Annotated in this window: 26 protein-coding genes and 1 pseudogene; 16 read left to right on the top strand and 11 right to left on the bottom strand. The window is 60.0% G+C overall.

The features are described 5' to 3' along the window. Positions 1-39 precede the first annotated feature (39 nt). Positions 40-408 carry a hypothetical protein gene (locus tag EEB18_RS18565; protein WP_187140165.1) on the bottom strand — a complete coding sequence of 123 codons (369 nt, stop codon included), beginning with the start codon at positions 406-408 and terminating at the stop codon, positions 40-42. A gap of 99 nt (positions 409-507) precedes the next feature. Here EEB18_RS18565 and EEB18_RS18560 point away from each other — a divergent pair, with 99 nt between their 5' ends. Next, positions 508-768: a helix-turn-helix domain-containing protein gene (locus tag EEB18_RS18560; RefSeq protein WP_187140166.1), complete on the top strand. Its 261-nt coding sequence runs from the start codon at positions 508-510 to the stop codon at positions 766-768. On the opposite strand, the gene cas1 is transcribed toward EEB18_RS18560, so the two are convergent. Next, the gene (cas1, locus tag EEB18_RS18555; protein WP_187669024.1) at positions 765-1,832 is read right to left on the bottom strand and encodes a CRISPR-associated endonuclease Cas1; all 1,068 of its coding nucleotides are present in this window, start codon (positions 1,830-1,832) and stop codon (positions 765-767) included. The genes EEB18_RS18560 and cas1 overlap by 4 nt on opposite strands. Positions 1,833-1,863: 31 nt before the next feature. Next, on the bottom strand, positions 1,864-2,793 hold the full coding sequence (locus tag EEB18_RS18550) for a hypothetical protein (protein ID WP_187140168.1): 930 nt from the start codon (positions 2,791-2,793) through the stop codon (positions 1,864-1,866). Between the two features lie 70 nt (positions 2,794-2,863). On the opposite strand from EEB18_RS18550, the gene EEB18_RS18545 reads away from it, so the two are divergent. From EEB18_RS18545 to EEB18_RS18515, 7 genes are all read left to right on the top strand, one after another. Then, positions 2,864-3,439: a hypothetical protein gene (locus tag EEB18_RS18545; RefSeq protein WP_187140169.1), complete on the top strand. Its 576-nt coding sequence runs from the start codon at positions 2,864-2,866 to the stop codon at positions 3,437-3,439. A gap of 12 nt (positions 3,440-3,451) precedes the next feature. Next, positions 3,452-3,814: a hypothetical protein gene (locus EEB18_RS18540; RefSeq protein WP_187140170.1), complete on the top strand. Its 363-nt coding sequence runs from the start codon at positions 3,452-3,454 to the stop codon at positions 3,812-3,814. After that, positions 3,811-6,624, top strand: a complete 2,814-nt coding sequence (locus EEB18_RS18535) for a hypothetical protein (protein WP_187140171.1) — start codon at positions 3,811-3,813, stop codon at positions 6,622-6,624. The genes EEB18_RS18540 and EEB18_RS18535 overlap by 4 nt, the downstream gene beginning before the upstream one ends. 161 nt (positions 6,625-6,785) lie before the next feature. Then, positions 6,786-7,991 carry an SIR2 family NAD-dependent protein deacylase gene (locus tag EEB18_RS18530; protein WP_187140172.1) on the top strand — a complete coding sequence of 402 codons (1,206 nt, stop codon included), beginning with the start codon at positions 6,786-6,788 and terminating at the stop codon, positions 7,989-7,991. Next, positions 7,984-9,885: an ATP-binding protein gene (locus EEB18_RS18525; RefSeq protein ID WP_187140222.1), complete on the top strand. Its 1,902-nt coding sequence runs from the start codon at positions 7,984-7,986 to the stop codon at positions 9,883-9,885. Before EEB18_RS18530 ends, EEB18_RS18525 begins: the two co-directional genes overlap by 8 nt. Next, positions 9,885-10,103, top strand: a complete 219-nt coding sequence (locus EEB18_RS18520; RefSeq protein ID WP_187140173.1) for a KTSC domain-containing protein — start codon at positions 9,885-9,887, stop codon at positions 10,101-10,103. Before EEB18_RS18525 ends, EEB18_RS18520 begins: the two co-directional genes overlap by 1 nt. Positions 10,104-10,105: 2 nt before the next feature. Further along, a complete protein-coding gene (locus EEB18_RS18515) occupies positions 10,106-11,143 on the top strand; it encodes a hypothetical protein (protein ID WP_187140174.1) in 1,038 nt (345 codons plus the stop codon). A gap of 205 nt (positions 11,144-11,348) precedes the next feature. Here the strand turns inward: EEB18_RS18515 and EEB18_RS18510 are convergent, their stop codons facing one another. The 3 genes from EEB18_RS18510 to dusB are packed head-to-tail and all read right to left on the bottom strand — an operon-like array spanning position 11,349 to position 14,850. After that, positions 11,349-12,767 carry a sigma 54-interacting transcriptional regulator gene (locus EEB18_RS18510; RefSeq protein ID WP_187140175.1) on the bottom strand — a complete coding sequence of 473 codons (1,419 nt, stop codon included), beginning with the start codon at positions 12,765-12,767 and terminating at the stop codon, positions 11,349-11,351. Beyond that, complete coding sequence (locus tag EEB18_RS18505; RefSeq protein WP_187140176.1) at positions 12,764-13,855, bottom strand: two-component system sensor histidine kinase NtrB; 1,092 nt, start codon at positions 13,853-13,855, stop codon at positions 12,764-12,766. Before EEB18_RS18505 ends, EEB18_RS18510 begins: the two co-directional genes overlap by 4 nt. After that, positions 13,852-14,850: a tRNA dihydrouridine synthase DusB gene (dusB, locus tag EEB18_RS18500; RefSeq protein WP_056351408.1), complete on the bottom strand. Its 999-nt coding sequence runs from the start codon at positions 14,848-14,850 to the stop codon at positions 13,852-13,854. Before dusB ends, EEB18_RS18505 begins: the two co-directional genes overlap by 4 nt. Positions 14,851-14,944: 94 nt before the next feature. On the opposite strand from dusB, the gene EEB18_RS18495 reads away from it, so the two are divergent. The 4 genes and pseudogenes from EEB18_RS18495 to EEB18_RS18480 all read left to right on the top strand — a co-directional run bounded on the left by EEB18_RS18495 (position 14,945) and on the right by EEB18_RS18480 (position 17,479). Then, positions 14,945-16,132 carry a bifunctional 2-C-methyl-D-erythritol 4-phosphate cytidylyltransferase/2-C-methyl-D-erythritol 2,4-cyclodiphosphate synthase gene (locus EEB18_RS18495; RefSeq protein WP_187140177.1) on the top strand — a complete coding sequence of 396 codons (1,188 nt, stop codon included), beginning with the start codon at positions 14,945-14,947 and terminating at the stop codon, positions 16,130-16,132. Between the two features lie 31 nt (positions 16,133-16,163). Further along, positions 16,164-16,703: a hypothetical protein gene (locus tag EEB18_RS18490; RefSeq protein WP_187140178.1), complete on the top strand. Its 540-nt coding sequence runs from the start codon at positions 16,164-16,166 to the stop codon at positions 16,701-16,703. A 52-nt stretch (positions 16,704-16,755) separates the two neighbouring features. Next, entirely contained in the window at positions 16,756-17,319 is a 564-nt protein-coding gene (locus tag EEB18_RS18485) for a CinA family protein (protein ID WP_187140179.1), read from the top strand. Positions 17,320-17,400: 81 nt separating this feature from the next. Further along, positions 17,401-17,479, top strand: a pseudogene (locus EEB18_RS18480). A gap of 58 nt (positions 17,480-17,537) precedes the next feature. Here EEB18_RS18480 and EEB18_RS18475 read toward each other — a convergent pair. The 3 genes from EEB18_RS18475 to lipA all read right to left on the bottom strand — a co-directional run bounded on the left by EEB18_RS18475 (position 17,538) and on the right by lipA (position 19,449). Then, positions 17,538-17,897, bottom strand: a complete 360-nt coding sequence (locus EEB18_RS18475; RefSeq protein ID WP_187140180.1) for a membrane lipoprotein lipid attachment site-containing protein — start codon at positions 17,895-17,897, stop codon at positions 17,538-17,540. Positions 17,898-18,070: 173 nt separating this feature from the next. Then, positions 18,071-18,511 (bottom strand): type II toxin-antitoxin system RatA family toxin, encoded by a 441-nt coding sequence (locus tag EEB18_RS18470; protein WP_187140181.1) that lies wholly within the window; start codon positions 18,509-18,511, stop codon positions 18,071-18,073. An 8-nt stretch (positions 18,512-18,519) separates the two neighbouring features. Continuing rightward, complete coding sequence (lipA, locus tag EEB18_RS18465; protein WP_056351393.1) at positions 18,520-19,449, bottom strand: lipoyl synthase; 930 nt, start codon at positions 19,447-19,449, stop codon at positions 18,520-18,522. Positions 19,450-19,511: 62 nt separating this feature from the next. Between lipA and EEB18_RS18460 the strand changes: the two genes are divergently transcribed. The 3 genes from EEB18_RS18460 to EEB18_RS18450 all read left to right on the top strand — a co-directional run bounded on the left by EEB18_RS18460 (position 19,512) and on the right by EEB18_RS18450 (position 21,578). After that, positions 19,512-20,150, top strand: coding sequence for a carbonic anhydrase (locus EEB18_RS18460; protein WP_187140182.1), 639 nt, complete (start codon positions 19,512-19,514; stop codon positions 20,148-20,150). Positions 20,151-20,164: 14 nt separating this feature from the next. After that, positions 20,165-20,740 (top strand): hypothetical protein, encoded by a 576-nt coding sequence (locus tag EEB18_RS18455; RefSeq protein ID WP_187140183.1) that lies wholly within the window; start codon positions 20,165-20,167, stop codon positions 20,738-20,740. Positions 20,741-20,873: 133 nt separating this feature from the next. Then, on the top strand, positions 20,874-21,578 hold the full coding sequence (locus EEB18_RS18450; RefSeq protein ID WP_187140184.1) for a DUF899 family protein: 705 nt from the start codon (positions 20,874-20,876) through the stop codon (positions 21,576-21,578). Between the two features lie 97 nt (positions 21,579-21,675). On the opposite strand, the gene EEB18_RS18445 is transcribed toward EEB18_RS18450, so the two are convergent. After that, complete coding sequence (locus tag EEB18_RS18445) at positions 21,676-22,080, bottom strand: PaaI family thioesterase (RefSeq protein ID WP_235535780.1); 405 nt, start codon at positions 22,078-22,080, stop codon at positions 21,676-21,678. A 50-nt stretch (positions 22,081-22,130) separates the two neighbouring features. Next, on the bottom strand, positions 22,131-23,810 hold the full coding sequence (gene ettA, locus EEB18_RS18440; protein WP_056351379.1) for an energy-dependent translational throttle protein EttA: 1,680 nt from the start codon (positions 23,808-23,810) through the stop codon (positions 22,131-22,133). A gap of 130 nt (positions 23,811-23,940) precedes the next feature. Between ettA and EEB18_RS18435 the strand changes: the two genes are divergently transcribed. Then, the gene (locus tag EEB18_RS18435; RefSeq protein ID WP_187140186.1) at positions 23,941-25,353 is read left to right on the top strand and encodes a M28 family peptidase; all 1,413 of its coding nucleotides are present in this window, start codon (positions 23,941-23,943) and stop codon (positions 25,351-25,353) included. Positions 25,354-25,498 lie beyond the last annotated feature (145 nt).

Below are 25,498 nucleotides of genomic sequence, written 5' to 3'. Positions count from 1 at the left end.
AACGGTTGATGTGGCGAACGTTGAATCTATGCTCCCCGCCTAGAACTTCTTCCCGGGAAACCCCGAAAAGGTCTTTGCCTCGCATGCGCCAGTGTCTTTTGGTTCACTCCCGAAGCCTCGGCGTATCGCCGCAAATGCGCCGGTGTAACGATCGATCTTTATCGTCCAATCGTTTTGGCCGTCGCTGCTAAACGTAACTAGTTCAATCATGCTGTCGCTAAGCCGATCAATCCCCCAGACAGATTGGCATTGGTCGATGCACCACTTCTTCTGCGCGAGGTCGAATCGATAATGTAGCTTCTGCCCGCTCAATCCCCGGCAGATGAGATCGAAGGTTGGTTCGGCGGCCTGAACTGATGTGGCGCCAAGCGCGAAAGCAGACAGCATGAGACGGGCGAAAAAGCGCATAATCTTCCTCCAAATTTCATGGCAAAGATACCGCGCAAATCTTAATATGATGGATATATCCAGTGGTTTTATGCCCTGCATCTTCGGCTTTGTCGGATCATGCGCGGCCGCGAACTTGTTGGGAAAAATATCAGGCGGATTCGCGTCGAAAGAGGCGTGTCTCAAGAACGGCTGGCGTTCGACGCCAGCGTGGACCGCTCTTATTTGGGAGGCATCGAGCGCTTCGACGAAAATCCGAGCGTCGATACGCTCGATAAGATCGCGGCTATTTTGAATGTCGGTGTTCTCGAATTTTTCCTACCGATTAGGGACGATGAGAATTTGAGCGGCCTTCGCCCCGGAAGGAAAAAGCGAGACTAAATTATCAATGCCGCCACAACCCGCGCCAGTTGCGGGGACAGTCGGCAAGCGCCGTCTTTCCGCAGTATGAAATCCGCGCCCGAAAAGGTGCGGGATTGCACAAAGTCCAAAATTGCCGCGTCCACGCGCGGGCGTTCGGGCTCTAGCATGTCGAGAATGTAGCTCGCGCTCGATCGCTTTTGCCGGTGCATGATCCCGAGAAGCGGACTGTAGCCATCGGCGACGGCTTTGATCTGCAATTTGCTATGCATCACGGCGTAGCCGTAATTCAGCATGGCATTGATCGGATCGGTAGCGCGGCGATTTTCGGGTTTACATTCGTGAACCGAGCTGCGGCCCCGATATGTCAGCCAGCTTTCCGGGACCGGATATCGTTTCGAGATTTTCCATTGCGGGCGCAAATTGCGCCAAGCGCGAAAATAGAGGGATGCGCATTCGCCTTCGATCGCTCGCACCTGCTGCATATCGTGGAGAGGCCGATCGAGTGCTGTGATCCCGCGCTTGGCCCCTGCAATCGCGGCGTCTGTGTCCGCGTGCCTAGGCAAATGACCGGAAAGCGTCTCCAGGCTATTCGTCAGCTTCGATTGAATAAGCTCTTGCACGAACGCCATGCGTCGAACTGGGCATGCAAGCGTTTCTCGCTGCCAATCTATCTTGGATTGGTCGCTCGCAAATCCATTTCCGCTGGCGACGATCGCCACGTCGCCGGACCCTTTGATACGGGCGAGAGCAATGGATTGCTCTGACAGCCAATCCAAAACATCAAAGGACAGTGAGCCGCTTCCGTCCAATAGCATTATGATGCGCGGCAAATCCAAATCGCCTTTGAGAAGGCGGTGGCATTCCTGCTTTTGGGGATAATGGGTAAAGCCTTGTTTGATAATAAGGGAGCCATTCTCGACGCGAAGGCTATTGCCGTGGCCGGTCAATATCAGTGCATTGGGATTTCGCTCGCGAAGCCGTCTCGGCTTTTGCAATTTCCCTAATTCGGCGATCCAATTATCGGAACGAATTGCCCATTCGTCGGCCATTTCCGATTGCTCAAATTGCGTTTCTAAAAGCATATTGTTCTATAGCGAAATCGCCGGGGAAATGTCAGCAAATTCGCGCAAAATCAGTGAGTTTTTGTCCAAAATTGGGATCGTTCACGATTGAATGTAGAATTCCGGCAAACTGAAAAATTGCCCAAGGTCCGATTGATATTTGGGAATGCAATTGCATTCTAATGTCGATCAAATTTTGAAGATTTTTGGCCGTTTGGGCCGCGACGGCTTCAACGTCGGGCGGTATCGAAATGTTGGTCATTATTTTATTTAATTGGCGTGCCTTCTCAAATTGCTCCGCTGCCGCATTTATGAGGGTCTCTTCGCCTGAATTCGCGATTTCATCTTGATAACCGGTCAAACCTGCCGTCGCGGAAGCAAATGCGAGTAAGTCTTTCCGCGGCATAAGATTAGCAATTTTCGGATCGATTTTTTCCAGACCTTCCGCCAGCAATGCGGCGATTTGAGAGGCTTCGACCTGCCCTGTACGAGCAGCGTCCGCAAACAATGCGTACAATTCTGGGGCCTGCTCAAACGGCGCATCAACAAATCGCTGATCGAGCGGACCAAGTTGGGTTTTGATTGCCCGCTTTTTCGCACTGCTGACTTCTTGGAAATTCTTTCCACCCAAGGTTGTCGTCTGGCGGCGATTCAGCTGCTCACGCCATTTAATAAATTCACTGACGACTGCCTCGCGTGCCAATTCGAAATCAGGGTGTCCCCATTCGAAATAGGCCTGAGCGACCACAGCATTCTTGCGGCGGATGCCAAGCTTTCGGAGCTCGGATAATCGAACGGCCCGCTCCAGGCCTGTATCCTGCCGCGCCCATTCCGGCGCCTTACCGAAGGCCTGGCCGATCGGCTGGGCCTTCGGCAGCACGTCCCAACCTACCCACTGTCGCACAACATTGACGGTGACGGCTTCCTTGCCAGTCAACCCAACGGCTTCATTCAAATGATCTGCCAGCTCTTGATTGGTCATTTCCGCACTATCGCACAGATGCGTCCGGATTCGCGAGAACGGACTCGGGGAGTCACGTCACCAGCGAGGCATGGCACAGAAAAGAAACTATCGCAGCGAATATAAACGCCGGTTGGCGAACGCGAAAAAGCGGGGACTAAGCCGATCACAAGCTCGCGGCCACGCCCGTCCCGGCGAGGCGGCACTTCGCCCCAAACCGACTATAGATACGACCCGCCTAGAGGCGGCGCTTAGCGACATGCGCCAGTCGGGCGCGCTGACCACCGCCGCCAAATCCCATCGTATCGCGCCCGAACGGCTACGCCGGTACATCCGCGAACTGGGCCTCGCCAAGCGCGAGGGCCGAGCATGGACTTTCACCGACAAGCGGCTTCGCGAGATGACGACCATCAGCGGCGGCGAAGTCTACAAAATCAAGATTATCGGGTGGGAAGAGTCATCACTTAACGGCGATTATCTCAGCGCTGTCCGCACCTTTCTGCGGCTCAATGATTACGACCTGATCGCCCCCTTCGTCGGTCGATCGGTGATCGACGCCAAGGGCAAAGCCCACCCCTTCGAAACCCGTCCGAACACGCTCCACCGGCTCGCCGCGTCGCAGTCGGGGAACGAACTATTCCACCAAGTTTACCGCCTAGTTTCTTGAAAGGAGAATACCATGACTGATAAATTTGAACGAGATCGCCGCCAGCAAAAGCGGTTCGAAAAGCTAGGGACCGAGGATCCCCATTGCGGGATGTGCGGCGAAGGCAATGATTGCACCTTGGAATTGCATCATGTTGCGGGCCGCAAGCATGATGATTTGACGGTGATCCTTTGCGCCAATTGTCATCGGATCATGAGCGACGATCAGCGCGACCACCCAGCGTTTGATCGGGACGCCAATAGCCCAATGGCTGCGATCGGCTATTTCCTGCTGGGGCTCGCCGACATGCTGCGGGTCATTGTGCGCCGTCTCTATGAATTCGGCCTGATACTCATTGAAGGAAAGTCGGATGATGTCGGGGAGGCCGCGAAATGAGCGCGCTCGATCTCCCCGCTATCACCGATGAACTTCCGGTTGCCATTCGAGCTTATGCCACGCCGACATGGCGGATCATTCCCGATGAAAGCGCCAAGCCAAAACGCCGCCGCAAAGGCCTTTTGCCCGCGTCGAAATGGTCACTGACCTTTGACAGTGAAACAACGACCGACGCGGCTCAGGCGCTCCGGTTTGGCACCTATCAATTGCGAAAAGAGGGGGAGCTTCGCGAAAGCGGGATATTCTACGATCCCGACGGTATAACTGGCGCCGAACTGGAGGTCATGACCGCATTCGCCGATCGCGAGGAGCTGACGCTTCGCGACCGTGACAGCTTTGTGGACGAGATATTCTTCCGGCGAGCCTATCAGCTCAATGCGACAATCATCGGCTTCAATCTGCCGTTCGACATCTCGCGCCTTTCGATCAGGCACGGCTCGGCACGGGCGCCGATCGATGCCGACACGCATCCCATGCGCGGCGGCTTCACCTTCACACTCTCGCGCCAGAAGATTTTCCCGAACGTTCGCGTGAAGCATATGGGTGCGAAGGCCGCTCTCATTTCCTTTGCTGCACCAATGGGCAATCCGGATTCACGGGGACAACGGCGTCGCGGTATGAAATCGCCCGTCCGACGCGGCCATTTCATCGATCTCAAAACGCTAGCAGCGGCGCTCTTTGCAAAGTCTTTTTCGCTGAAAAGCCTTTCGCAATTCCTCGAAATTCCTAATCCCAAGTTGGATTTTGAGGATTTCGACGGACCTATTACCGATGATATCCTGACATATGCCGTGCGCGATACCCAAGCGAGTTGGGAATGCTTTGCCGAATTGATGGCCCGATTTGTCGATTTGAAGCTCGACCGCAGCATTCCGGAAAAAATCTACAGCGAGGCGGGCATCGGCAAAGCCTATCTCAAACAGATTGGCGTCACGCCGTGGCGTAAAGCCCAACCGGAATTTCCCGCCCAGCTCATCGGCAACGTTATGGGCACATACTATGGGGGGCGATCGGAGGTCCGCATCCGCCGCGAAATCCGGCAAGTGATGCTCTGCGATTTCCTGTCGATGTATCCCACCGTCTGTACGCTCATGAACCTTTGGCAGTTTGTCATCGCCGACGGCATGACATGGCGCGATGCGACCGACGAAGCCCGCGACCTTCTCGATAGTATTGATCTCGATGCGTTGCGGTCACCGCGCACCTGGTCGGCGCTCAATATGATCGTCCGGGTCAAACCCGACGCCGACATATTTCCGGTTAGGGCCGACTATTGCGGCGAGGGCCAGCCAACAATTGGTGCAAATTTCCTTACCTCGCCGCACCCTATGTGGTTCACTTTGGCGGATTGCATTGCAGCAAAGCTGGCCACCCGAAAAGCGCCGGAGATTGTGGAAGCGATGGCGTTCGAAGCGGGGCTGCCGCAGGAGGGATTCCAGCCGATCAATATTGCCGGAAACCCAGCGTACCGCGTCGATCCCTACAAGGATGATTTCTTCAAACGCGTCATTGAACTGCGGCAAGCGACCAAACGCCAGATGAAGGCGGCGCCGCCGGAAGAGTGCGACCGGCTCGACATCGAACAAAACGCTCTCAAAATTTGCGCCAACTCGACCAGCTACGGAATTTGGGTCGAGGTCAATGTCGAGGATCGGCCGGAACCTCGATCAGTGACGATCTTCAATTCGACTGCCGAGCAATTCACGCTCAATACCGATAAGGCTGAAATGCCGGGGAGCTATTTCCACCCGCTGCTCGCCACGCTGATTACTGGTGCGGCACGGTTGATGCTCGCCATCGCAGAAAGGCTCGCGGCGGATGCGGGCCTTGATTGGAGCTTTTGCGACACCGATAGCATGGCCTTTGCTAAACCCGATGATCTGGAAGGCGACGATTTCACCGCCCGCGTCCGATCGATCGTCGATTGGTTCGAGCCGCTCAACCCGTATGAGTTTGGCGGATCGATCCTCAAGATCGAGGATGTAAATGACGGCCTTGATGGCGGCGGGCTGGAGCCACTCTATTGCCTCGCCATTTCGTCGAAGCGCTATGCACTTTTCAACCTGACGGCGATCGGCACGCCGACCATGCGCAAGATATCGGCGCACGGCCTCGGGCATTTGCGTGAACCATACGACGATGCGAATGCCCCAGCGGGCTTCCCGATCCCGCACCCGTCCGTTCTTCGATATGGCACCGCGCGGTGGCATTGCGATTTATGGCACCAGATCGTTCGAGCCACTTTGGCGGGACACCCTGATCGGGTTGCCCTCGACTATCATCCGGCGCTTAATCAGCCGACGGTCAGCCGCTATGCTGCGACATCACCTAACCTGTTACGCTGGTTCAAGGGCTATAACGAAGGACGGTCATACCGCGAGCGGGTAAAACCGTTCGGCTTCTTGCTTGCGCTTCGCGCTGCGTTCGATTTCGCGGGTGGCGAGCAAATCGATACCGCGCCAAAGCGGGGAAGGCCGCGCAAACGATTGCCGATCAGGCCGGTTGCCCCGTTCGATAAAGAACATTACCGCGCAATCCAGCTCGCCTTTGATCGTGAAACCGGCAATCCGATCACCGCATCTGCGCTCGCGACATATGCCGAAGCGCTTGCGACCTATCACCTCTCGCCGGAATTGAAATTTTTGAACGGGGACTATTTCGATAGCGGGATAACGAAGCGACGGCACGTTCTCATTTGCGGTATCGAACATATCGGTAAAGAGGCCCATGATTGGGAGCGGCAGACGGCCACTGGCTGGGACGCAAAAGCGAAGGTTTCCTACACGCCGCCACTGGAAGGCGCAGATTAGGGCTGTCTCAGCGGCGGTCGAGGTTTGAGCCGCCAGACTTTCCATGGCCCCCATTCTGGATTTGTCGGCGATGGACGTAAGGACCGTGACTTGTATAAGATGACAAAGGGGGCGACGCTCATCATGCGCGCTACAGCAGTATCAAGCTATGTAGAGGTGCCATGCAACACGACGCTATTCGCCAAGTTGGCTTTATTCAGCAGTCCCTTTCCCAAAATAGGAAGCAGATAGGGTTCTTCATTGGCGCGGGGTGCCCGTTGTCGGTGCGAGTGAATATAAGGGTTGAAGGCGACAAAACGCTCAGCGACCCACTCATCCCGGACGTCGCCGGTCTCACCGCAATCATCCACAAGAAACTGGCAAACGCTGACCCTGTCGCGCCATCAAGTTGGGACAGAATTATTGCAATCGCCAAGGAAGATGGGGGCAATGAAAAGAACATCGAGTTCCTTTTAAGCCAAATTCGTTCGCTTCAAAGTGTCGCTGGAAAAGGCGTAGTGCGGGGCATGAAGGCGGATGAACTCCGCGAGTTAGATGAAAAAATCTGCCGGATCATTTCAGAAGAGGTCAATAAGCCTCTGCCAGATAGAAAATCAGCCTATCATAATCTCGCGGTTTGGACCCGTTCGGTCAAACGTGAAAAGCCAGTCCACGTTTTTACCACCAACTACGACCTTTTAGCTGAGCAATCTCTCGAGGAAAGCTCCGCGCCATACTTTGATGGATTCATTGGCTCTCGAAAGGCGTTTTTCGACTTGGGAGCAGTCGAAGATGAAAACATTTTACCCGCACGGTGGACCCGCCTCTGGAAGATTCATGGTTCCTTGAACTGGCGTTTGCAAGACGGCAAAAGCGTCGTTCGAAGCGACCAGAAATCTGATACGGAATCGTATCTGATTTATCCTTCACATCTAAAGTATGACCAGAGCCGGAAAATGCCATATCTGGCTATGCTGGATCGTCTAAAGGCGTTCTTATTAAATCCCTCATCTCTGCTTTTTCTTTCTGGATATTCCTTCGGGGACGAGCACATAAATGACATAATTTGCCGTAGCCTTGAGACTAATCCAACCGCGCACGTTTTTGCATTTCTTTTTGGACCATTAGACAGCTCGCAATATGCCCAAGCGAAAGAATGCGGGCTCTCTACGCCAAACCTGAGCGTGCTTGCCTTCGACAAGGGCATCATCGGGCGCGTTGAAGGCCTGTGGACAGGCACGGATGAGCCAACATCGTTTGATCTTCCTGAAGGCGTAATCAACACAGACCCCTCGACGCAGGTTTGTGAGTTGAAGCTTGGAGATTTCGCTGTTCTGGGAAACCTGCTCAAGGGGCTTGCCGTCGGTTCGGAAAACGATGATGTCTAAGTCAATCCATACCGCTACCATCATCGGCACAGTTCAAGATGTCAGCGGCACGTCGGTCAGCGTCACCCTTAATGCTGATCAGTTTTCAGGCCTCACTTTTGTGAGCGGCCAAGGGTATCGGATCGGTCAGATTGGAAGTTTCGTCAAGATTCCGGTTGGTTATCTTGATCTATATGGAATCGTTTCTCAGGTGGGAGCTAGCGCTGTTCCAGAAGCGCTCTCAGCAACCATGCCTACGGGCTATAAGTGGATCACCGTGCAGCTAATTGGCGAAGGGTATCGCACTGGAAAGTTCCAGCGCGGCATCTCACAGTATCCTACCATCGAAGACGAGGTGCATTTGGTCTCGGAAGACGACCTTGCGGCGATTTACGGAAAGGCTGGAAAGCAAAATCATTTCGTCCGGATCGGGCATATTGCTGGGAGTGAATCCATCGATGCGCTCGTCGATATCAACAAGTTAGTTACTAGGCATTCCGCCGTGGTGGGCACGACCGGTTCGGGAAAGTCCACCACGGTCGCGGGCTTGCTGAACGTTTTATCCGACAGCACCCGGTTCCCATCGGCCCGCATTGTCGTTCTCGATCTTCACGGGGAATATTCACGCGCGTTGGGTGACCGCGCAAACATCTTCAAGATCAACCCGGATAGCCGGAATGCCAATGAGCATCCGCTCCATATACCCTTCTGGGCAATGAGCTTCGACGAACTTATCAAAGTCACTTTCGGAACGCTGCCCGCAGATGGCAAAGCAAGAAACATGATTTTGGAGCGGGTGATCGAACTAAAGGCCGAGACACTGAAAACATATCAAAGGCCCGGTGTCACCGATGATAATATTAGTGCCGATAGCCCTATCCCATTCTCCCTGAACAAGCTTTGGCACAGCCTCTACTGTACGGAATTTGGAACTTATTATAGCGCGCAAGGGAACGCATCAGACCCGAAGACCTGGGCCTATGAATTAGACCCGGCTAAAAAACCCATGATGGGAGACGCTCAAATAGGCCGACCTCCCCGGTTCAAAAAAGTAAAAAATATCAAATCTGACGACGAAAAGATAAATTACATCCCGGATGGATATAATATTCGAGGGGCCGTCGAGAATCTTGGTTCCAAGATTCGTGTTTCCCGCTTCGATTTCCTCCTTAATGCTGGCGACTGGCATCCCGATTTAGACGGGAAAGTTGAAAAAGACCTGCCCGACCTGATGAAGCTATGGTTGGGTAGCGACAAACCGATAACGATCCTCGATCTGTCAGGCGTACCGGCATCGATGATGAATGACATTATCGGCATCGTGTTGCGGGTTCTTTACGACGCGTTGTTTTGGGCACGCAATCTGTCGGAAGGTGGGCGGGAAAGACCGCTACTCATTGTGATGGAAGAAGCTCACACTTATCTGAATGATAATTTCGACGGCGCTGCATCATCGGTGGTCCAGCGGATCGTCAAGGAAGGACGAAAGTACGGAATTGGTGCTATGATCGTGAGTCAACGCCCCTCCGAAATCAATTCAACCATTCTTTCTCAATGCGGCACTTTCTTCGCGCTAAGGCTCAGCAATGGGACGGACCGGTCTCATGTGACCGGTACGCTATCAGACAATCTGGAGGGGCTGACTAATATGCTGCCTATCCTGCGGACTGGCGAGGCGATTGTACTCGGCGAAGCCGTCGGACTCCCAATGAGGACAATGATCCAAGCTCCACCGAAAGATCGGCGTCCGGATAGCCAAGACCCAATTGTTTGCGACGATGTTCTGCCAGAGGATTCGATGGCGCCGGGTGGCTGGAATATCCCGCTACCCAAAGATATAAAATATGACGAGTTTGTGCTGGCGTGGCGCCAGCAAAGCCCCGTCATACCCAAGGCATCCAAGGAGAATGAATAATGAGCTGGCATCAATTTGGCGCGTTTGAATCTTCGAACATTCAAAGCATTCGGTATGATGATGAAACTCAGACTTTGGAGGTCACTTTCCTCAATGGTGGTACATATCATTACTACGATGTCCCGTCGCAAGTAAGTCAGGATTTTGAGAGAGCAGAATCGAAGGGACAGTTTCTTGCTGCCAATATCAAAGGCCATTATCGATATGGAAAAGTCTAAAGATGGCGATAGTCTATTTGGACCAACAGAAAAATCGAGTGCAGATTTCTTCATTTGAAATTGACAATGCCCTCGTATTTTCATTTTTTGATAAGCTTCCAGCTTCTGATCGTGACGAAAAACTACACAAGGCTTTATACATTGGGGTCCTTGCGCTTATCGAGGATCGAATTTCGAGTTTCCTAGCTAAAACGAGCAATGAATTAGGAACTGAGCTTGAAAGTCTAAAAATACTTTTCGATATGAAGCGAGAAATATTTTACAAGACTTCTGTAAAAGGAATTTTAGCTGAGGACGAAATCGCAGAATATCTCGAGGATTTCTTATCGAAGCAGAAGCTGCCCGATAAGGTCGAACTGACAGGCAATTCCGCGGGTACTATCCCTCGCAACAAGACGGGAGACATCGTTTGCCACCTCGGAGGTGGTCAAAATCTCCGGATTGTGATCGAATGCAAGTTTGACAAAGGGATTAAGCTTGGAGACATTCAATCGAAAGACGTTTTCACGAAGAAGATGGATACAGCTTGGAGTCAGCTTCTGGAGGCACAGGCAAATAGAGATGGAAAAGTTGGAATCATTGTTTTTGATGCGTCAATTGTCGATGGATCTATCCTAAATTTCGTACAAGATGTGAGATTTATACCTTCGATAGGATTCGTTACGATCATAGATTCTCAAAAAGGGGATTACCAAAATCTCGCAATTGCCTACATGCTAGCACGAGACATTGCTATAAATAGCAAACCAATATCGTTAGATGGAAATATTCTTACTATAATTGTTAATAGAATAATAAAAGATATAAGTGAAACTATTCTGATTAAGAATCTAGTTTTTTCGAACATCGAAAATTGCCGAAAAATACTTTTACAGATTGAAAAAAGCCTTCTTTTGATGGAATTCAATCAAAAGTATCTGGCAAAATTTCTTTCTGATGGCACGCTGTCGAGTGATGACCTCCTCTCCTTTTATTCGGGCGAGGATGTCAAAGACCGCTTTCGCGACATTGAAAAAGAAATCTATGCCTTGGGCTCGTAGCTGAGGCCAGCGAGACGTGTCTCTCCGCGAAATTGCCCAGTGGGATCGATCAAGGGTGTATCACTCATAATTTTCGGAGCTATCACTATACCCCCCGGATCAAGTCCGGGGTGACGATGAACGAGAAATCTTCGCTCGATTGAAGGCTCTCATGCCATCCCGTGCCAGCTTTCAAGCCTGTGCACTTCGCCGCGCCGGCACCGCTTCACACCCGCGTCGGGTCGATGTCGAGCTGCCCCAACCGCTTGCGCAGGGTGTTGCGGTTGATGCCGAGGCGGCGGGCGGCCTCGAGCTGGTTGCCGCGCACGTCGCGCAGCACGCGGCGTAGCAGCGCGGCCTCGACGATCGCCTGAAGCCGTTCGTGGATCGTGCCGTCCTGTTCGGCGGCGGCGAGTTCCTCGCGCGCCCAGTCGTCGACGGCGCGGCCGATCGCGTCGGCGGGGGCGAGGATCGGGTGGCCCTCCCCGCTTTCGTGGAGCACCGCCTCGACATCGCGGACCGAAACGACGGTGTCGCGCGACAGCACCGCGAGACGCTGGACGACGTTGCCGAGTTCGCGGACGTTGCCCGGCCAGTCATAGCGTTCGAGCAATTGCATCGCGGCGGGCGCGAACTGGCGGTCGGGAAGGCCCGACGCGCGGCCGGCCTCGACGAAGTGGCGGATCAGCGCGGCGATGTCGCTGCGCCGGTCGCGCAAGGGCGGCAGAGTCACCGGGATGACGTTGAGCCGGTAGAAAAGATCCTCGCGAAAGCGGCCGTCGGCGACGAGGGTGCGCATATCGCGGTGGGTCGCGGCGACGACGCGGACGTCGGCACGCAAGGCCTGACTGCCGCCGACGGTCGAATATTCGTTGCTTTGAAGGACGCGGAGCAGCCGCGTCTGCGCCTCGATCGGCATGTCGCCGATTTCGTCGAGGAAGAGCGTGCCGCCCGCTGCCTGTTCGAAGCGTCCCGCGTTGCGGCTGTGCGCGCCGGTGAAGGCGCCCTTTTCGTGGCCGAACAGTTCGGCCTCGATCAGTTCGCGCGGGATCGCCGCCATGTTGATCGCGACGAACGGCCCGGCGCGGCGCAGGCCGGTGGCGTGGACGGCGCGCGCGACAACCTCTTTCCCCGTGCCCGATTCACCGAGGATCAGGACGGCGAGGTCGTTCGAGGCGAGGCGTGCGATGGTGCGGTAGACCGCCTGCATCGCCGGAGCGCGGCCGACGAGGCCGTGACTGTCGGCGGGACCGGCCTCGGCGGCGGCGGCGGGTTCGGCGCGGCGGCGGGCCAGCGCGGCGCGGACGCTGGTCGTCAGGTCCTCGAGGTCGAAGGGCTTGGGCAGATAGTCGTAGCTGCCGATGCCGGTCGCGCGCACCGCCGTATCGAGGGTGTTCTGCGCCGACAGGATGATCACGGGCACTTGCGCGTCGAGCCCGGCGCCGGGCAGCGAGTCGATGCCGTCGCCGTCGGGCAGCACGACATCGGTGATGACGAGGTCGGGACTGTTCGCGGCGAGCCAGGCGTTGCGTTCGGCCACGGTGGTGACCGCGGCGAAGACGCCGCATTCCTCGGCAAGCGTTTCGCGGATGATCAGCGCGATCGTCGGATCGTCCTCGACGAGCAGGATCGTCTTGCCGTTCATGCCGTCTGACCCTTTTGCGCTGCGGGGAGGTGGATGCGGAAGCGGGTCCATTCGCCGTCGCGCATATGCTGGACGGTGCCGCCCATGTCGCGCGCGAGCTTTGCCACGAGGGCGAGGCCGAGGCCGCGTCCCTCGCGCTTGGTGGTAACGAAAGGATCGAACAGGTCGCCGCGAATCTCGGCAGGAACGCCCGGACCATTGTCGCTGATCGACACTTCGATCGGCAGCGCGATGCGTCCGCGGCCGTCGCCATTGTCGATCGAGAGGCCGTGGCGGTACGCCGTCGCGATACGCACCGTGCCATCGTCGCGCGCGCCCAGCACCTCGCAGGCGTTGGTGAGCAGGTTGAGCAATATCTGCACCATGGCGTCATGGTTGCCGAGGACGAGCGGCAGCGAGGGGTCGAAATCCTCGGCGAAACGGATGCCGGGAAGCTGGCGCGCGCGCACCGCCTCCATCGCCTGGTGGATCGGCTGGTAGAGGTTGAGCGGCTCGCAGGCGATCGGCTGGCCGCGCGAGAAATGCTCCATCTGGTCGATCAACGTCGCGATGCGATCGACCTCGGCGACGATCAGCGAGGTGAACCGCGCCTTGCCCGCGTCGGCGCCGCGCGCGAGCAATTGCGCCGCGCCGCGGATGCCGGCGAGCGGGTTCTTGATCTCGTGCGCGAGCATCGAGGCGGCGGCGCCGGCGGCGCGGCCCGAGCGGCCGATCGCGCCGCCCATCAGTTCGGCGTCGCGCTGCGACGCGACGAGCGCGAGGATGCGGTGCCCGGCGTTCCCATAAGGCACCATCTGCATGTCGACCGCGACCGCCTTGCGCCCGCCGACGCTGATCTCGGCGCCATGGGCGAAAAGCGCCGAATAAGCGGGGTCGCTCATCCGCTGGCGATAATTGCGGTCCATGCCGATGACGTCATAGACGACATGGCCGACCATCGCGGCGCGGCCGGTGTTGCAGAGCTGCTCGGCGGCGGCGTTGACGAAGAGGATGACGCCGTTGCGGTCGATCAGCAGGGTGGCGACGGGATGCGACTGGATCAGCTCGTCATGGTCGAACGTCGGGATGCTCGACGTGAGCGCGCTCACGCAGCCGCCCTGGTCAGATGCGGTCCGTAAAAGCCTTCGAGCGCGTCGAGCACACCCTTGCTGTCGGGGATCTGGTTGACCTTGTTGCGGAACTCGGCCGAACCATGGAGCCCCTTGACGTACCAGCCGAGGTGCTTGCGCGCCATATTGACCCCGGTCATTTCGCCATAATGGTCGATCATCGCGCGGTAATGCGATGTAATGACGTCATATTGCTCGTCGAGGCCGGGGTCGGGGCGCTCAGCCTCGCCGCGCAGCGCCGCCATCACCTGCCCGAGCAGCCAGGGGCGGCCATAGGCGCCGCGGCCGATCATGACGCCATCGGCGCCGCTCTGCGCCAGCGCGGTGCGCGCGTCGTCGGCGGAGCAGATGTCGCCATTGACGATGACCGGGATCGAGACGGCATCCTTGACCGAGCGGACGAAGCCCCAGTCGGCCTCGCCGCGGTACATCTGGTTGCGGGTCCGGCCGTGGACGGTGACCAGCTTGGCGCCGATATCCTCGGCGATATGGGCGAGTTCGGGGGCGTTGAGGCTGTCGTGGCACCAGCCCATGCGCATCTTGACCGTCACCGGCACCGACACCGCCTTGACGCAGGCGTCGATCAGCGCGGCGGCGAGCTTGAGGTCGCGCATCAGCGCCGATCCCGCATCGCCATTGGTGACCTTGCGCACCGGGCAGCCCATGTTGATGTCGATGATCGCGGCGCCGCGATCCTCGTTGAGCTTCGCCGCCTCGCCCATTTCATAAGGGGTGCAGCCGACAAGTTGCATCGACACCGGCTCTTCGATCGGGTCCCAGGCGGCCTTTTGCACAGATTGACGCGTCTCGCGGATCGCCGCCTGGCTGGCGATCATTTCGGTGACGTTGAGCCCCGAGCCATAGTAGCGGACGAGCTTGCGGAACGGCAGGTCGGAGACGCCCGTCATCGGCGCGAGGATCACGGGATCCGCGATGGTGATGGGGCCGATCTGGATGGGGCGCAGCGCCGCCATGGGGGAAGCCTTCGAATTTGCCTAAAAATTGAGCAGCGCCCCTACACGTTAAGCGGCTTTCCCGCAAGCGACGGCTGCGCTAACCGGCGAGGTGATGAGCGAGTCCGCCCCTTCCCCCGCCCCTGCCGTCGTCGCCGTGCTGCTGGCGGGCGGGGTCGGTGCGCGCGCAGGCTATGACCAGCCCAAGCAACTCGCGCTGCTCGGCGGCAAGCCGGTGCTGCGCTGGAGCCTCGACGCCTTTGCCGCGCATGGCGGGCTGTCGGGCGGGGTGCTGGTGGGCAATGATGACGTCATGGCGGCGGTCGGAATGCTGCCCGAAGGCTGGATTTCCGCGGCTCCGGGCGACGAACGACAACAATCGGTGGCGAATGCGCTGGCGGCGCTGGCGGGCTTTCCCGACGATGCAGCGGTGCTGGTGCATGACGCGGCGCGGCCCGGCGTCAACGCCGCGGTGATCGACCGGCTGCTCGCCGCGCTCGCCGACGGCGCCGAAGCGGCGATCCCGACCCTGCCGGTTCCCGATACGCTGGTCGCGCAGGCCGACGGGGTTGCGGGCGATGTCGTCGATCGCGGCGCGCTGGCGCGGGTGCAGACGCCGCAGGCGTTCCGGCTCGGGACATTACGCCGCGCGCATGCCGCGGCCGACGGCGCGGCGGCGACCGACGATGCGCAGCTGGTGCGGCGGATCGGGGTGCCGGTGGCGGCGGTCGCGGGCGATGCGCGGCTCCACAAACTGACATATGCGGACGATATGGCGATCCTGTCGGGATTGCTGGAGACGGGCAGGATGATGCAAAACGCGGTCGGCATGGGATATGACGTGCATCGCCTCGTCGCCGACAAGCCCTTGTGGATCGGTGGGATAGAAATCGCGCATAGTCATGGACTTGAAGGCCATAGCGATGCCGATGTCGCGCTTCATGCGCTGACCGACGCGATCCTCGGCGCGCTTGGCGACGGCGATATCGGTGACCATTTCCCGCCGAGCGATCCGCAGTGGCGCGGCGCGGCATCGCACCGTTTCCTGTCCTTCGCCGCCACCCGTGTCGCAGCGCGCGGCGGGCGGATCGCACATGTCGACCTGACGATCATCGCCGAGGCGCCGAAGATCGGGCCGCACCGCCAGGCGATCCGCGAGCGTATCGCCGACATCCTAGCGGTTTCACCGCTGCGGGTCAGCGTGAAGGCGACAACGACCGAGCGGCTGGGCTTTACCGGCCGCCGCGAAGGGATCGCTGCGCAGGCCGTCGCGACACTGTCGCTTCCCGACGACCGGGCCTAAGGTCGGAAAAGCGAAAGACGATGGGGGATTCATGAAGCGGATTGTTTTGAGCGTTGCAGCCGGCGCGGCGGTGTTGGCGGGGCCATCGGCGCAGGCGGCGACAAAACCCTGCCTCACGCCGGCCGAAATGAGCGGCCTTGTCGCCTATTTCCTGCCGCAGGTGATCGACGGCGTCGTCGAGACATGCAGTCCGCACCTGCCGGCGGGCAGCTATCTGCTGACCGGATTGGACACCCGCGTCGCCGAACTGCGCGGCAACGCCGATGCGGTCTGGCCGCTGGCCCGGGCGGGCTTCATCAAGATCGGAAGCGGCAAGAATCCGGAGGATGGGGCAGCGATGCTCGACATGTCCGACGATGAATTGCGGGCAACGATCGACACCGGCTTCGTTGAAACGCTCGGCATCGAACTCAAGCCGGGCGAATGCGCCGACGTCAACGACATCAGCGAAACGCTGGCGCCGCTGAGTGCCGACCAGATGGTGGGGTTCGTCGCAGCGACGTTTGCAGCCGTGTCGCGCGGTGGCAAAGGCGTGGCAAGCTGTCCGCGCGCCCTGTACAACGCCAATTAGGCGAATATCGCTCTGAACCGCCCGGCAAGCCGGGCGCCACAAAGGTTTTCCCATGACTGATACATCGGCCGTCCCCAGCAGTCGCGAGGCCGCACGCGGCGAACTGGCGACGCGCGTGCTGACCGACAACCGTGCCGCCGGGCGCAGGGTCGCGGTCGCCGAGAGCTGCACCGGCGGCATGGTGTGCGCGGCGCTGACCGACATCGCGGGCAGCTCGGACGTGTTTTCGGCGGGCTTCATCACTTATTCGGGCGCGGCGAAACAGGCGCAGCTCGACGTGAGCAGCGAGATATTGGAGACGTTCGGCGAGGTGTCGCTGGCGACCGCCTGGGCGATGGTGGCGGGCGCGCTGGCGAACAGCGATGCCGATGTCGCGGTCGCGATCACCGGGATCGCGGGTCCCGGCGGCGGGTCGGAAAAGAAGCCGGTGGGCCTGGTCGTCTTCGCGCGCGGGCTGCGCGGGCAGGACCCCGACGATTATTTCACCCAGCGGGTGCAGTTCGAAGGCGGCGACCGTGCGGGGATCCGCCACGCGGCGACCTTGTTCGCGCTCGACCTGCTGTTGCCCGAGAAGGATACGCTAGGGCCGTCGGAGGATATTGCGCTGCCGGCTTGAACGGGGGAGAACAGCTTTTGTCGGCTTCGGGGTGGGAAGCGAGCGCTCGCGGTCACGTCGCATTCCGGCTATGGGCTTCCGGCCAGCGTAACGGAATTGGTAGACGTATCGCTACAGCGATCCCGGCGACGGGTGCAGGTTCGATCCCTTGCCGCTGGCGTTTCCGGAATGGGTGAGAGTGGAATGGCTGCTTTCGGCGCCGATGAGGTATATAGCCGTCAGTTAACGACAGGCCGCTTTGCGCCCCACTCGCCTTCCACGCATCGCTGCTGTTGGCACAGCCCGCTCTCAACAATCTGCTTCCGAACAAAAAGGGCACGATCCGATGGGGCTTGTGGCTCAAACTCTACCCATAGACGACCGGCTCCCTCGGGCAATGCAGCATATTGTCGAACGTAGGTCTTAAACTCTGCATCGTCGAGTTTTTGGCCGTTCCACTTGACGGTTCCGCCACGGTTGACCTGCACAAGATAACCGTCTCGGAAGCCACCGCTCCGATCCAAAGGAATGCTTACGGTCTCCTGTCCGCTGCAGCCGCTTAGCGCCAACATTGCAACAAATATGAGGATGATCCGCATCGGGCTACCATATGGCGACGAAGGCGTGTCCGCTATCGAGAACTTCGCACGCGTCCCCGAATGTCCGCTAATGGTCGATAGCGGCCATTCGTCATACAAGCTTTTTCGCGGGATTCCCGATCAAGCCCGGGGTGACGAGGATCGTCGGGCGCGCGCCCGGTCGGAAAGCCTTGCTAAGCCGCTACCCCGTACAACTCCCCTGCCCGCGTCTCGAACGCCGCGATCATCTTGCGGAGCGCCTTGTCGAACATCTGCCCCGCCAGCGCCTCGAACATGCGGTTGCGGAAGGCGAAGTCGACCATGAAGTCGACGCGGCAGCCGCCCTCTTCGAGCGCGGTGAAATGCCATTCGTTGGTGAGGTGGCGCATCGGGCCGTCAATATAGCTAACCGAGACCTTGGTCGGCCGCTCCTTGTGGACGCGGCACGAGAAGCTTTCGCGCAGCCCCTTGAAGCCGACAATCATGTCGGCGACCGCCTCATGTTCGCTGTCGCTGCGGATACGCAGCGCGACGACCCAGGGCAGGAAGTCGGGATAATGTTCGATATCCGACACCAGCGCGAACATCTGTTCGGCGCTGTACGGCAGGACGCGGCTTTCCTGATGCCTCGGCAAGTCGGTGGTCAGTCCGCCGCGGCGCGGGCGAGCTTGGCCTCGCGCGCCGCGCGCATGACCTCGAAATCGTCGCCGGCGTGATAGCTCGACCGGGTCAGCGGCGACGCCGCGACCTGCAGGAAACCCTTGGCGCGGGCGATCTGCGCATAGGCATCGAAGGCCTGCGGGGTCACAAAGTCGATCACCTTGGCATGCTTCGGCGTCGGCTGGAGATATTGGCCCATCGTCATGAAATCGATGTCGGCGCTGCGCATGTCGTCCATCACCTGGTGGACCTCCATCCGCTCCTCGCCGAGGCCCATCATGATCCCCGACTTGGTGAAGATCGACGGGTCGCGGCGCTTGACGCTTTCGAGCAGGCGCAACGAGGCATAATAGCGCGCGCCGGGACGGATCGTCGGATAGAGGCGCGGGACGGTTTCGAGATTATGGTTATAGACGTCGGGGCGCGCATCGACGATCGCCGCGATCGCGCTTTCGGGCTTGTTGCGGAAATCGGGGGTCAGGATTTCGATCGTCGTCGTCGGGGTTTCGCGGCGCAGTGCCTGAATCACCTTGACGAACTGGCTCGCGCCGCCGTCGGGCAGGTCGTCACGGTCGACCGAGGTGATGACGATGTGGCTGAGCCCCATCTTCGCCGCGGCGATCGCGGTATGCTCGGGTTCGAACGGATCGACCGCGCGCGGCATGCCGGTCTTGACGTTGCAAAAGGCGCAGGCGCGGGTGCAGGTGTCGCCGAGGATCATCACCGTCGCATGCTTCTTGGTCCAGCATTCGCCGATGTTCGGACACGCCGCTTCCTCGCACACGGTGTGCAGGTTGAGCTCGCGCATCAGCTTGCGCGTTTCGGCATAGCCGGGGCTGGTCGGCGCCTTGACGCGAATCCAGTCGGGCTTGCGTTGGCGCTGCGGGGCGGGCTGGGGCACGGGAGCGGTCATGCCGCCCACATAGTCGCGCGCGCCGCTCTTCTCAACCTCACTTGTTGTGCTAAGGCGCGCGCATGACTCGCTTTGCAGATATGATCGATGGCTACCGGCGTTTCCGTAACGGCGGCTGGCAGGAACAGCGCGAACGCTGGGAACAACTGGCCGAGGGCCAATCGCCCAAGGTGATGATCATCGCTTGCTCCGACAGCCGATCCGAACCGTCGCAGATTTTCGATACCAACCCGGGCGAAATCTTTGTCGTGCGCAACGTCGCGGCGCTGGTGCCGCCGTTCGAGACGACGCCGGGGCGTCACGGCGTCTCCGCAGCGCTCGAATTCGCGGTGCAGTTCCTCAAGGTCGAGGAAATCGTCGTGATGGGCCACGGCCTGTGCGGTGGCTGTCATGCGTCGCTGCACCGGACGATGGACGGCGCCGAGCCGGGGCGTGGCGGCTTCATCGCCGACTGGATCGCGATGCTCGACGATGCGAGTGCCGCGGTTCGCGCCGACTATCCCGATTTCGACAATCGCGAGGCGGGCCGCGCGATGGAAATGGCGGCTGTGCGCGTGAGCATAGCCAATCTGCGCACTTTTCCCTGTATCGAGGAGAAGGAAAAGCGCGGAAGCCTGACACTGCGCGGCGCCTTTTTCGCGATCAGCGACGGGGTGCTGCACGTGATGGACGACGCGACGGGAGATTTTGCACCCGCCTGACAGGGGAGACGGACATGAGCAAGAATGCGATGTGGTTGACGATCATTTTCGTGGCAGCCATTGTCGGAGCGCTGATGGGACCGTCGATCGGCAGCCTGGTCGGCGAAGGCACGATGCTCATCCTCGCTCCGCTGTTCCTGATCGGGGTGGTGGTCTTCTGCATCTGGGCGCTGTCGAGCAACAAGAGCGGCGCCAAGGCCGATCCGGCGGCGCTTGCCGACGCCCGGCAGATGCGCGCGCCCGACGGCAAGGCACGCATCTATGTCACCCGCCGCGGCTTTGTCGCCGCGTTGCAGGGGATGAATATCACGATGGGCAGCGCGCAGGGGCAGATCAAGTCGGGCCAGATGCTGATGGCCGACGTCGAACCGGGCCAATATGTGATCCACGTCGCGACCGCCAAGGCGAAGCTGGCGCGGCCCGCCGAGATCGAAGTCGATGTCGGCGCGGGCGGCGTGGTCGTGATCGACGCGATGATCGAAATGGGGGCGCTGAAGGGCGGCGTGAAGCTGACCCGGCTCGACGCGACGCAGGCGCGCGAGAATGTGAACGCGACCAAGCTGATCCTGTGGGAAGTGCCGCCGGCATAATTTCCGATCGCGCGGCAACTCGTCGTCGATATCGGGCGCTTCCCGGTCGAGGCGACCCGCAACTGCGGGCAGCCGATTTTGCGCTTTCCCGGCCGACTGGCAGAGCGACGACAGTCGCAAACAGGGAGACACTATGGCCCTTCGCCAACATTTATTGGCCGCACCGGCGCTCGCGTCGCGGCGGCGCCCCTTTCCCGGCGAGGACGATGATTATGCAAAGGCCCGCAAATCGTTGCTGGCCGAGGAAATCGACCTTCGCCGCAAGATGACGCGCGTCGCCGAACAACGGCGCGCGCTGCCGCCCGGACCGCTGATCGGGCAGGATTACCGCTTCAAGGACGCCCATGGCGCCGACCTCGGCCTCGCCGAGCTGTTCGACGATCATGACACGCTGGTGACCTATTTCTGGATGTACGGCCCCGAGCGCGAGCGCCCCTGCCCGATGTGCACCAACTGGCTGGGGTCGGTGAACGGCAACGCCAATGACATCAAGCAGCGCGTCGCGCTGAAGATCGTGGGGCGCAGCCCCGTCGAGCGGCAGAAGGCGTTCGCACAGGAACGCGGCTGGCAGGCGCTCGACTTCGTCCAGACCGTCGGCGACGACTATGCGCGCGACTATCATTTGCTGAACAAGGACGGGACGGAAAACCCGGCGCTGGTGGTCTATAAGAAGAATGGCGCGGGCGTGCGGCTGTTCTGGAAGAGCGAGATGACCCGCGACATGGCCGATCCGGGACAGGACCCGCGCGACGCGCCCGATATCGCGTCGCTGTGGAATGTGCTGGATTTGACCCCGCACGGGCGCGGGACCGACTGGTATCCGGCGCTGGAATATTGAAACACACGCTCGTCATTGCGAGGAGCGAAGCGACGCGGCAATCCAGGGTGGTGAAAAGCCGCCCTGGATTGCTTCGCTTCGCTCGCAATGACGATATTTAGGGAATCGCGTAGGTCACATTCGCCTGCCCGACGGGCTTGTCGGCATCGTCGGTCCAGATCCGCACGTCCATCACCGCGAGCCGCTTGCCCAGCCGCAGCATATACGCGTCGGCGAACAGCGGGCCCGGGCGGCACGGGCGCAGGAACTGGTAGTTGAGCCCACTCGTCACCGCCATCGCGACGGGGCCGATATGCGCGAGGACGAGCGCATAGGCGGCCATGTCGGCGAACCCCATCTGGGTCGGGCCCGAGATCAGCCCGCCGGGGCGCAGCGCCTTGTCATTCGGGTCCATGCGCGCCTGGATATGGCCGGGCGCGGCCGAGACGACATGGCCGCGCGATCCCGGCGCCGAATGCGGGAAGGCCTGTGCCATGAAGGCGTTGAGCGCGTCGGCGTCCAAGCGGATCGCGCTCGATGAAATAGGCTGCGCCCCCTCCCCGCTCATGCCGGTCAGCGCGTCAGCTTCTTGTACGACGTCGCGTGCGGACGCGTCGCATCGTCGCCGAGGCGGCGGATCTTGTCTTCTTCATAGGATTCGAAATTGCCTTCGAACCATTCGACATGGCTGTCGCCCTCGAACGCGAGGATGTGGGTCGCGAGGCGATCGAGGAAGAAGCGGTCGTGGCTGATGACCACGGCGCAGCCGGCGAAATTCTCGAGCGCCTCTTCGAGCGCGGCGAGGGTTTCGGTGTCGAGATCGTTGGTCGGTTCGTCGAGCAGCAACACGTTGCCGCCCTGTTTCAGCATCTTGGCCATATGGACGCGGTTGCGTTCGCCGCCCGAGAGCTGGCCGACCTTTTTCTGCTGGTCGACGCCCTTGAAGTTGAAGGCCCCGACATAGGCGCGCGTCTGCATCTCGTGCTTGCCGATGTTCATCATTTCGGCGCCGCCCGAGATTTCCTGCCAGACATTGTTGTCGGGTTTCAGGTCGTCACGGCTCTGGTCGACGAAGCCGAGGTGGACGGTGTCGCCGATCGTCACCTTGCCATTGTCGGGGGTTTCCTGACCGGTGATCAGCTTGAACAGCGTCGACTTGCCCGCGCCGTTCGGGCCGATGACGCCGACGATGCCGCCGGGCGGCAGCGAGAAGGACAGGTCTTCGAAGAGCAATTTGTCGCCATAGGCCTTCGAGATATTCTCGACCTCGATCACCTTGCCGCCGAGGCGCTGGGGAACCTGGATGACGATCTGCGCCTTGCCGGGGATGCGTTTCTCCTGCGCCTCGACGAGCTGGTCGAAGCTTTTGATACGCGCCTTCGATTTGGCCTGGCGGGCTTTGGGCGACTGGCGGATCCACTCGAGCTCGTCCTTGATCGCCTTCTGGCGGCCCTGATCCTCGCGTGCTTCCTGCTCGAGGCGCTTGCCCTTCTTTTCGAGGTAGGTGGAGTAGTTGCCCTCGTAGACGAAATAGCGGCCACGATCGAGTTCGAGGATCCAGTTGACGACATTGTCGAGGAAGTAGCGATCGTGGGTGACGAGGATGACGTTGCCCGGATAGTCGACGAGATGCTTTTCGAGCCAGGCGACGCTTTCGGCGTCGAGATGGTTGGTCGGTTCGTCGAGCAGGAGGATCGACGGCTTTTCGAGCAACAAACGCGTGAGCGCGATGCGGCGCTTTTCACCGCCCGAGAGGTTTTCGACGCTTGCGTCGCCCGGCGGGCAGCGGAGCGCTTCCATCGCGATTTCGAGCTGGTTGTCGAGCGTCCAGCCGTCGACCGCGTCGATCTTTTCCTGCAGCGTCCCCATTTCCTCCATCAACGCGTCGAAATCGGCGTCGGCGGGCGGGTCGCCGAGCAGCGTGCTGATCTCGTTGAAGCGGTCCATCATGTCGGCGACGCCGCGCACGCCGTCCATGACGTTTTCCTTGACCGTCTTGGTCGGGTCGAGCTGCGGCTCCTGCGCCAGATAGCCGACGGTGATGCCGTCGCCGGCCCAGGCCTCGCCGGTGAACTCGGTGTCGATCCCGGCCATGATCTTCATCAGCGTCGACTTGCCGGTGCCGTTCGGGCCGACGATGCCGATCTTGGCATCGGGATAGAATTGCAGGCTCAGGTCCTTGAGCGTCGGCTTTTGCGCGCCGGGATAGGTCTTGTTCAGACCCTTCATCACGAAACTATATTGAGCGGCCATGGGATATGCTCCGGTATGTGGCGCGGCCGCGCGGGCGACCGGGAGAGATGTTGCGCGCCGGTTAGCGAATGGGCGCCCGCTTGGCAATCGACGCTTGCCGCCGATGGCGGCGCAGAGCTAGGACGACGCCATGACAAACAGCCTTCGCATCCTCGCCCTCGCGTCCGCCACGCTCGTCGCCGGGGGTGCCGCCGCCATCCCGCCACCCCCGCCCCCCACGGCGGCGCAACTCGCCGAGCGCGGCGACGACCTTGCCTGGTCGATCACCGAGGACCTGACGACGGAGATCGGGCCGCGGCTGGCGGGCACCGAGGCCGAATCGGCGGCGCGGCGCTGGGCGGTCGCGCGGTTGCAGGCGATGGGCTTTGCAAATGTCCGCGAGGAACAGTTTCTGATGCCGACCTGGGTGCGCGGCGACGAGGAGGCGTCGCTGATCGGACCGTTCCAACCGCAGAAGCTGGCGATCACCGCGCTCGGCAACAGCGCCTCGACGGGGCCGAAGGGGGTCGAGGGCGATATCGCCTATTTCCCGAGCTACGACGCCCTCGCCGCCGCGCCCGATAGCCAGGTGAAAGGCAAGATCGTCTTCATCGACCATCAGATGGAGCGCGCGCAGGATGGCAGCGGTTACGGCCAATACGGCCGCGGCCGCTTCATCGGCGCCAATGCCGCGTCGAAGAAGGGTGCAATCGCGGTGGTTATCCGTTCGATCGGCACCGACAATCATCGCACCCCGCACACCGGCGGCACCAATTTCGAGGCCGGTGTGACGCCGATCCCCGCCGGGGCGCTGTCGAACCCCGACGCCGACCAGTTGGTGCGCCAGTGGAAGCGCGCGCAAGCGATGCGCACCAATGAGAATGAGATGGGCTACACACCCGAGGCGGTGCGGATGAAACTGCTGCTGACCCCGAAGCAGGTCGGCGAGCAGCATTCGGGCAATGTCATCGCCGAAGTGCCGGGCAGCGACCCCGCCGCGAGCCCCGTCATTGTCGCCTGCCATCTCGACAGCTGGGACCTCGGCACCGGGGCGATCGACGATGCGGCGGGCTGCGGCATCATCACCGCCGCCGCGAAGCATGTGATGAGTTCAGGCCAGCCGCGCCGCACGATCCGCATATTGTGGGCGGGCGCCGAGGAGGTCGGGGTGTTCGGCGGCAAGGCCTATTTCGACAAGCACGGTACCGAGAAACACGCCGTCGCGCTCGAATCCGATTTCGGCGCCGACCGTGTCTGGCGCGTCGATTTCAAGCTGCCGGCGAGCGCCAAGGGAGTCGAGGACCGGATCGCCGCCGAACTGGCGGGTTTGGGCATCGTACGCGGCAAGGATCCGGCGGGCGGCGGCGCCGACATCGGCGCGCTGGTCAAGGCGGGCGTGCCGACGATCGACCTGCAGCAGGACGGCACCCGATATTTCGACCTGCACCACACCCCCGACGACACGCTCGACAAGATCGACCCGGCGCAACTGCGGCAGAATGTCGTGGCGTGGACGACGACTCTGGCGATTCTCGCGGGCAGCAGCGACGCCGAACTGCCATAATACTCAACTAAAAAAGTAGGATTTCCGCCGCGCCGGTTTCAACTCAATTATTTTTGTTGACGATTGGTACGGAACGGCTAAATCCCGCGGCTCGCGTGACGGGAATTTCCCCACCGCGTAAAGGCATTTTAGGGAGCCACACATC

The organism is Sphingopyxis sp. OPL5 (genome assembly GCF_003797775.2).
Classification (GTDB): domain Bacteria; phylum Pseudomonadota; class Alphaproteobacteria; order Sphingomonadales; family Sphingomonadaceae; genus Sphingopyxis.
This window is presented reverse-complemented; position numbering and strand designations above follow the sequence as displayed.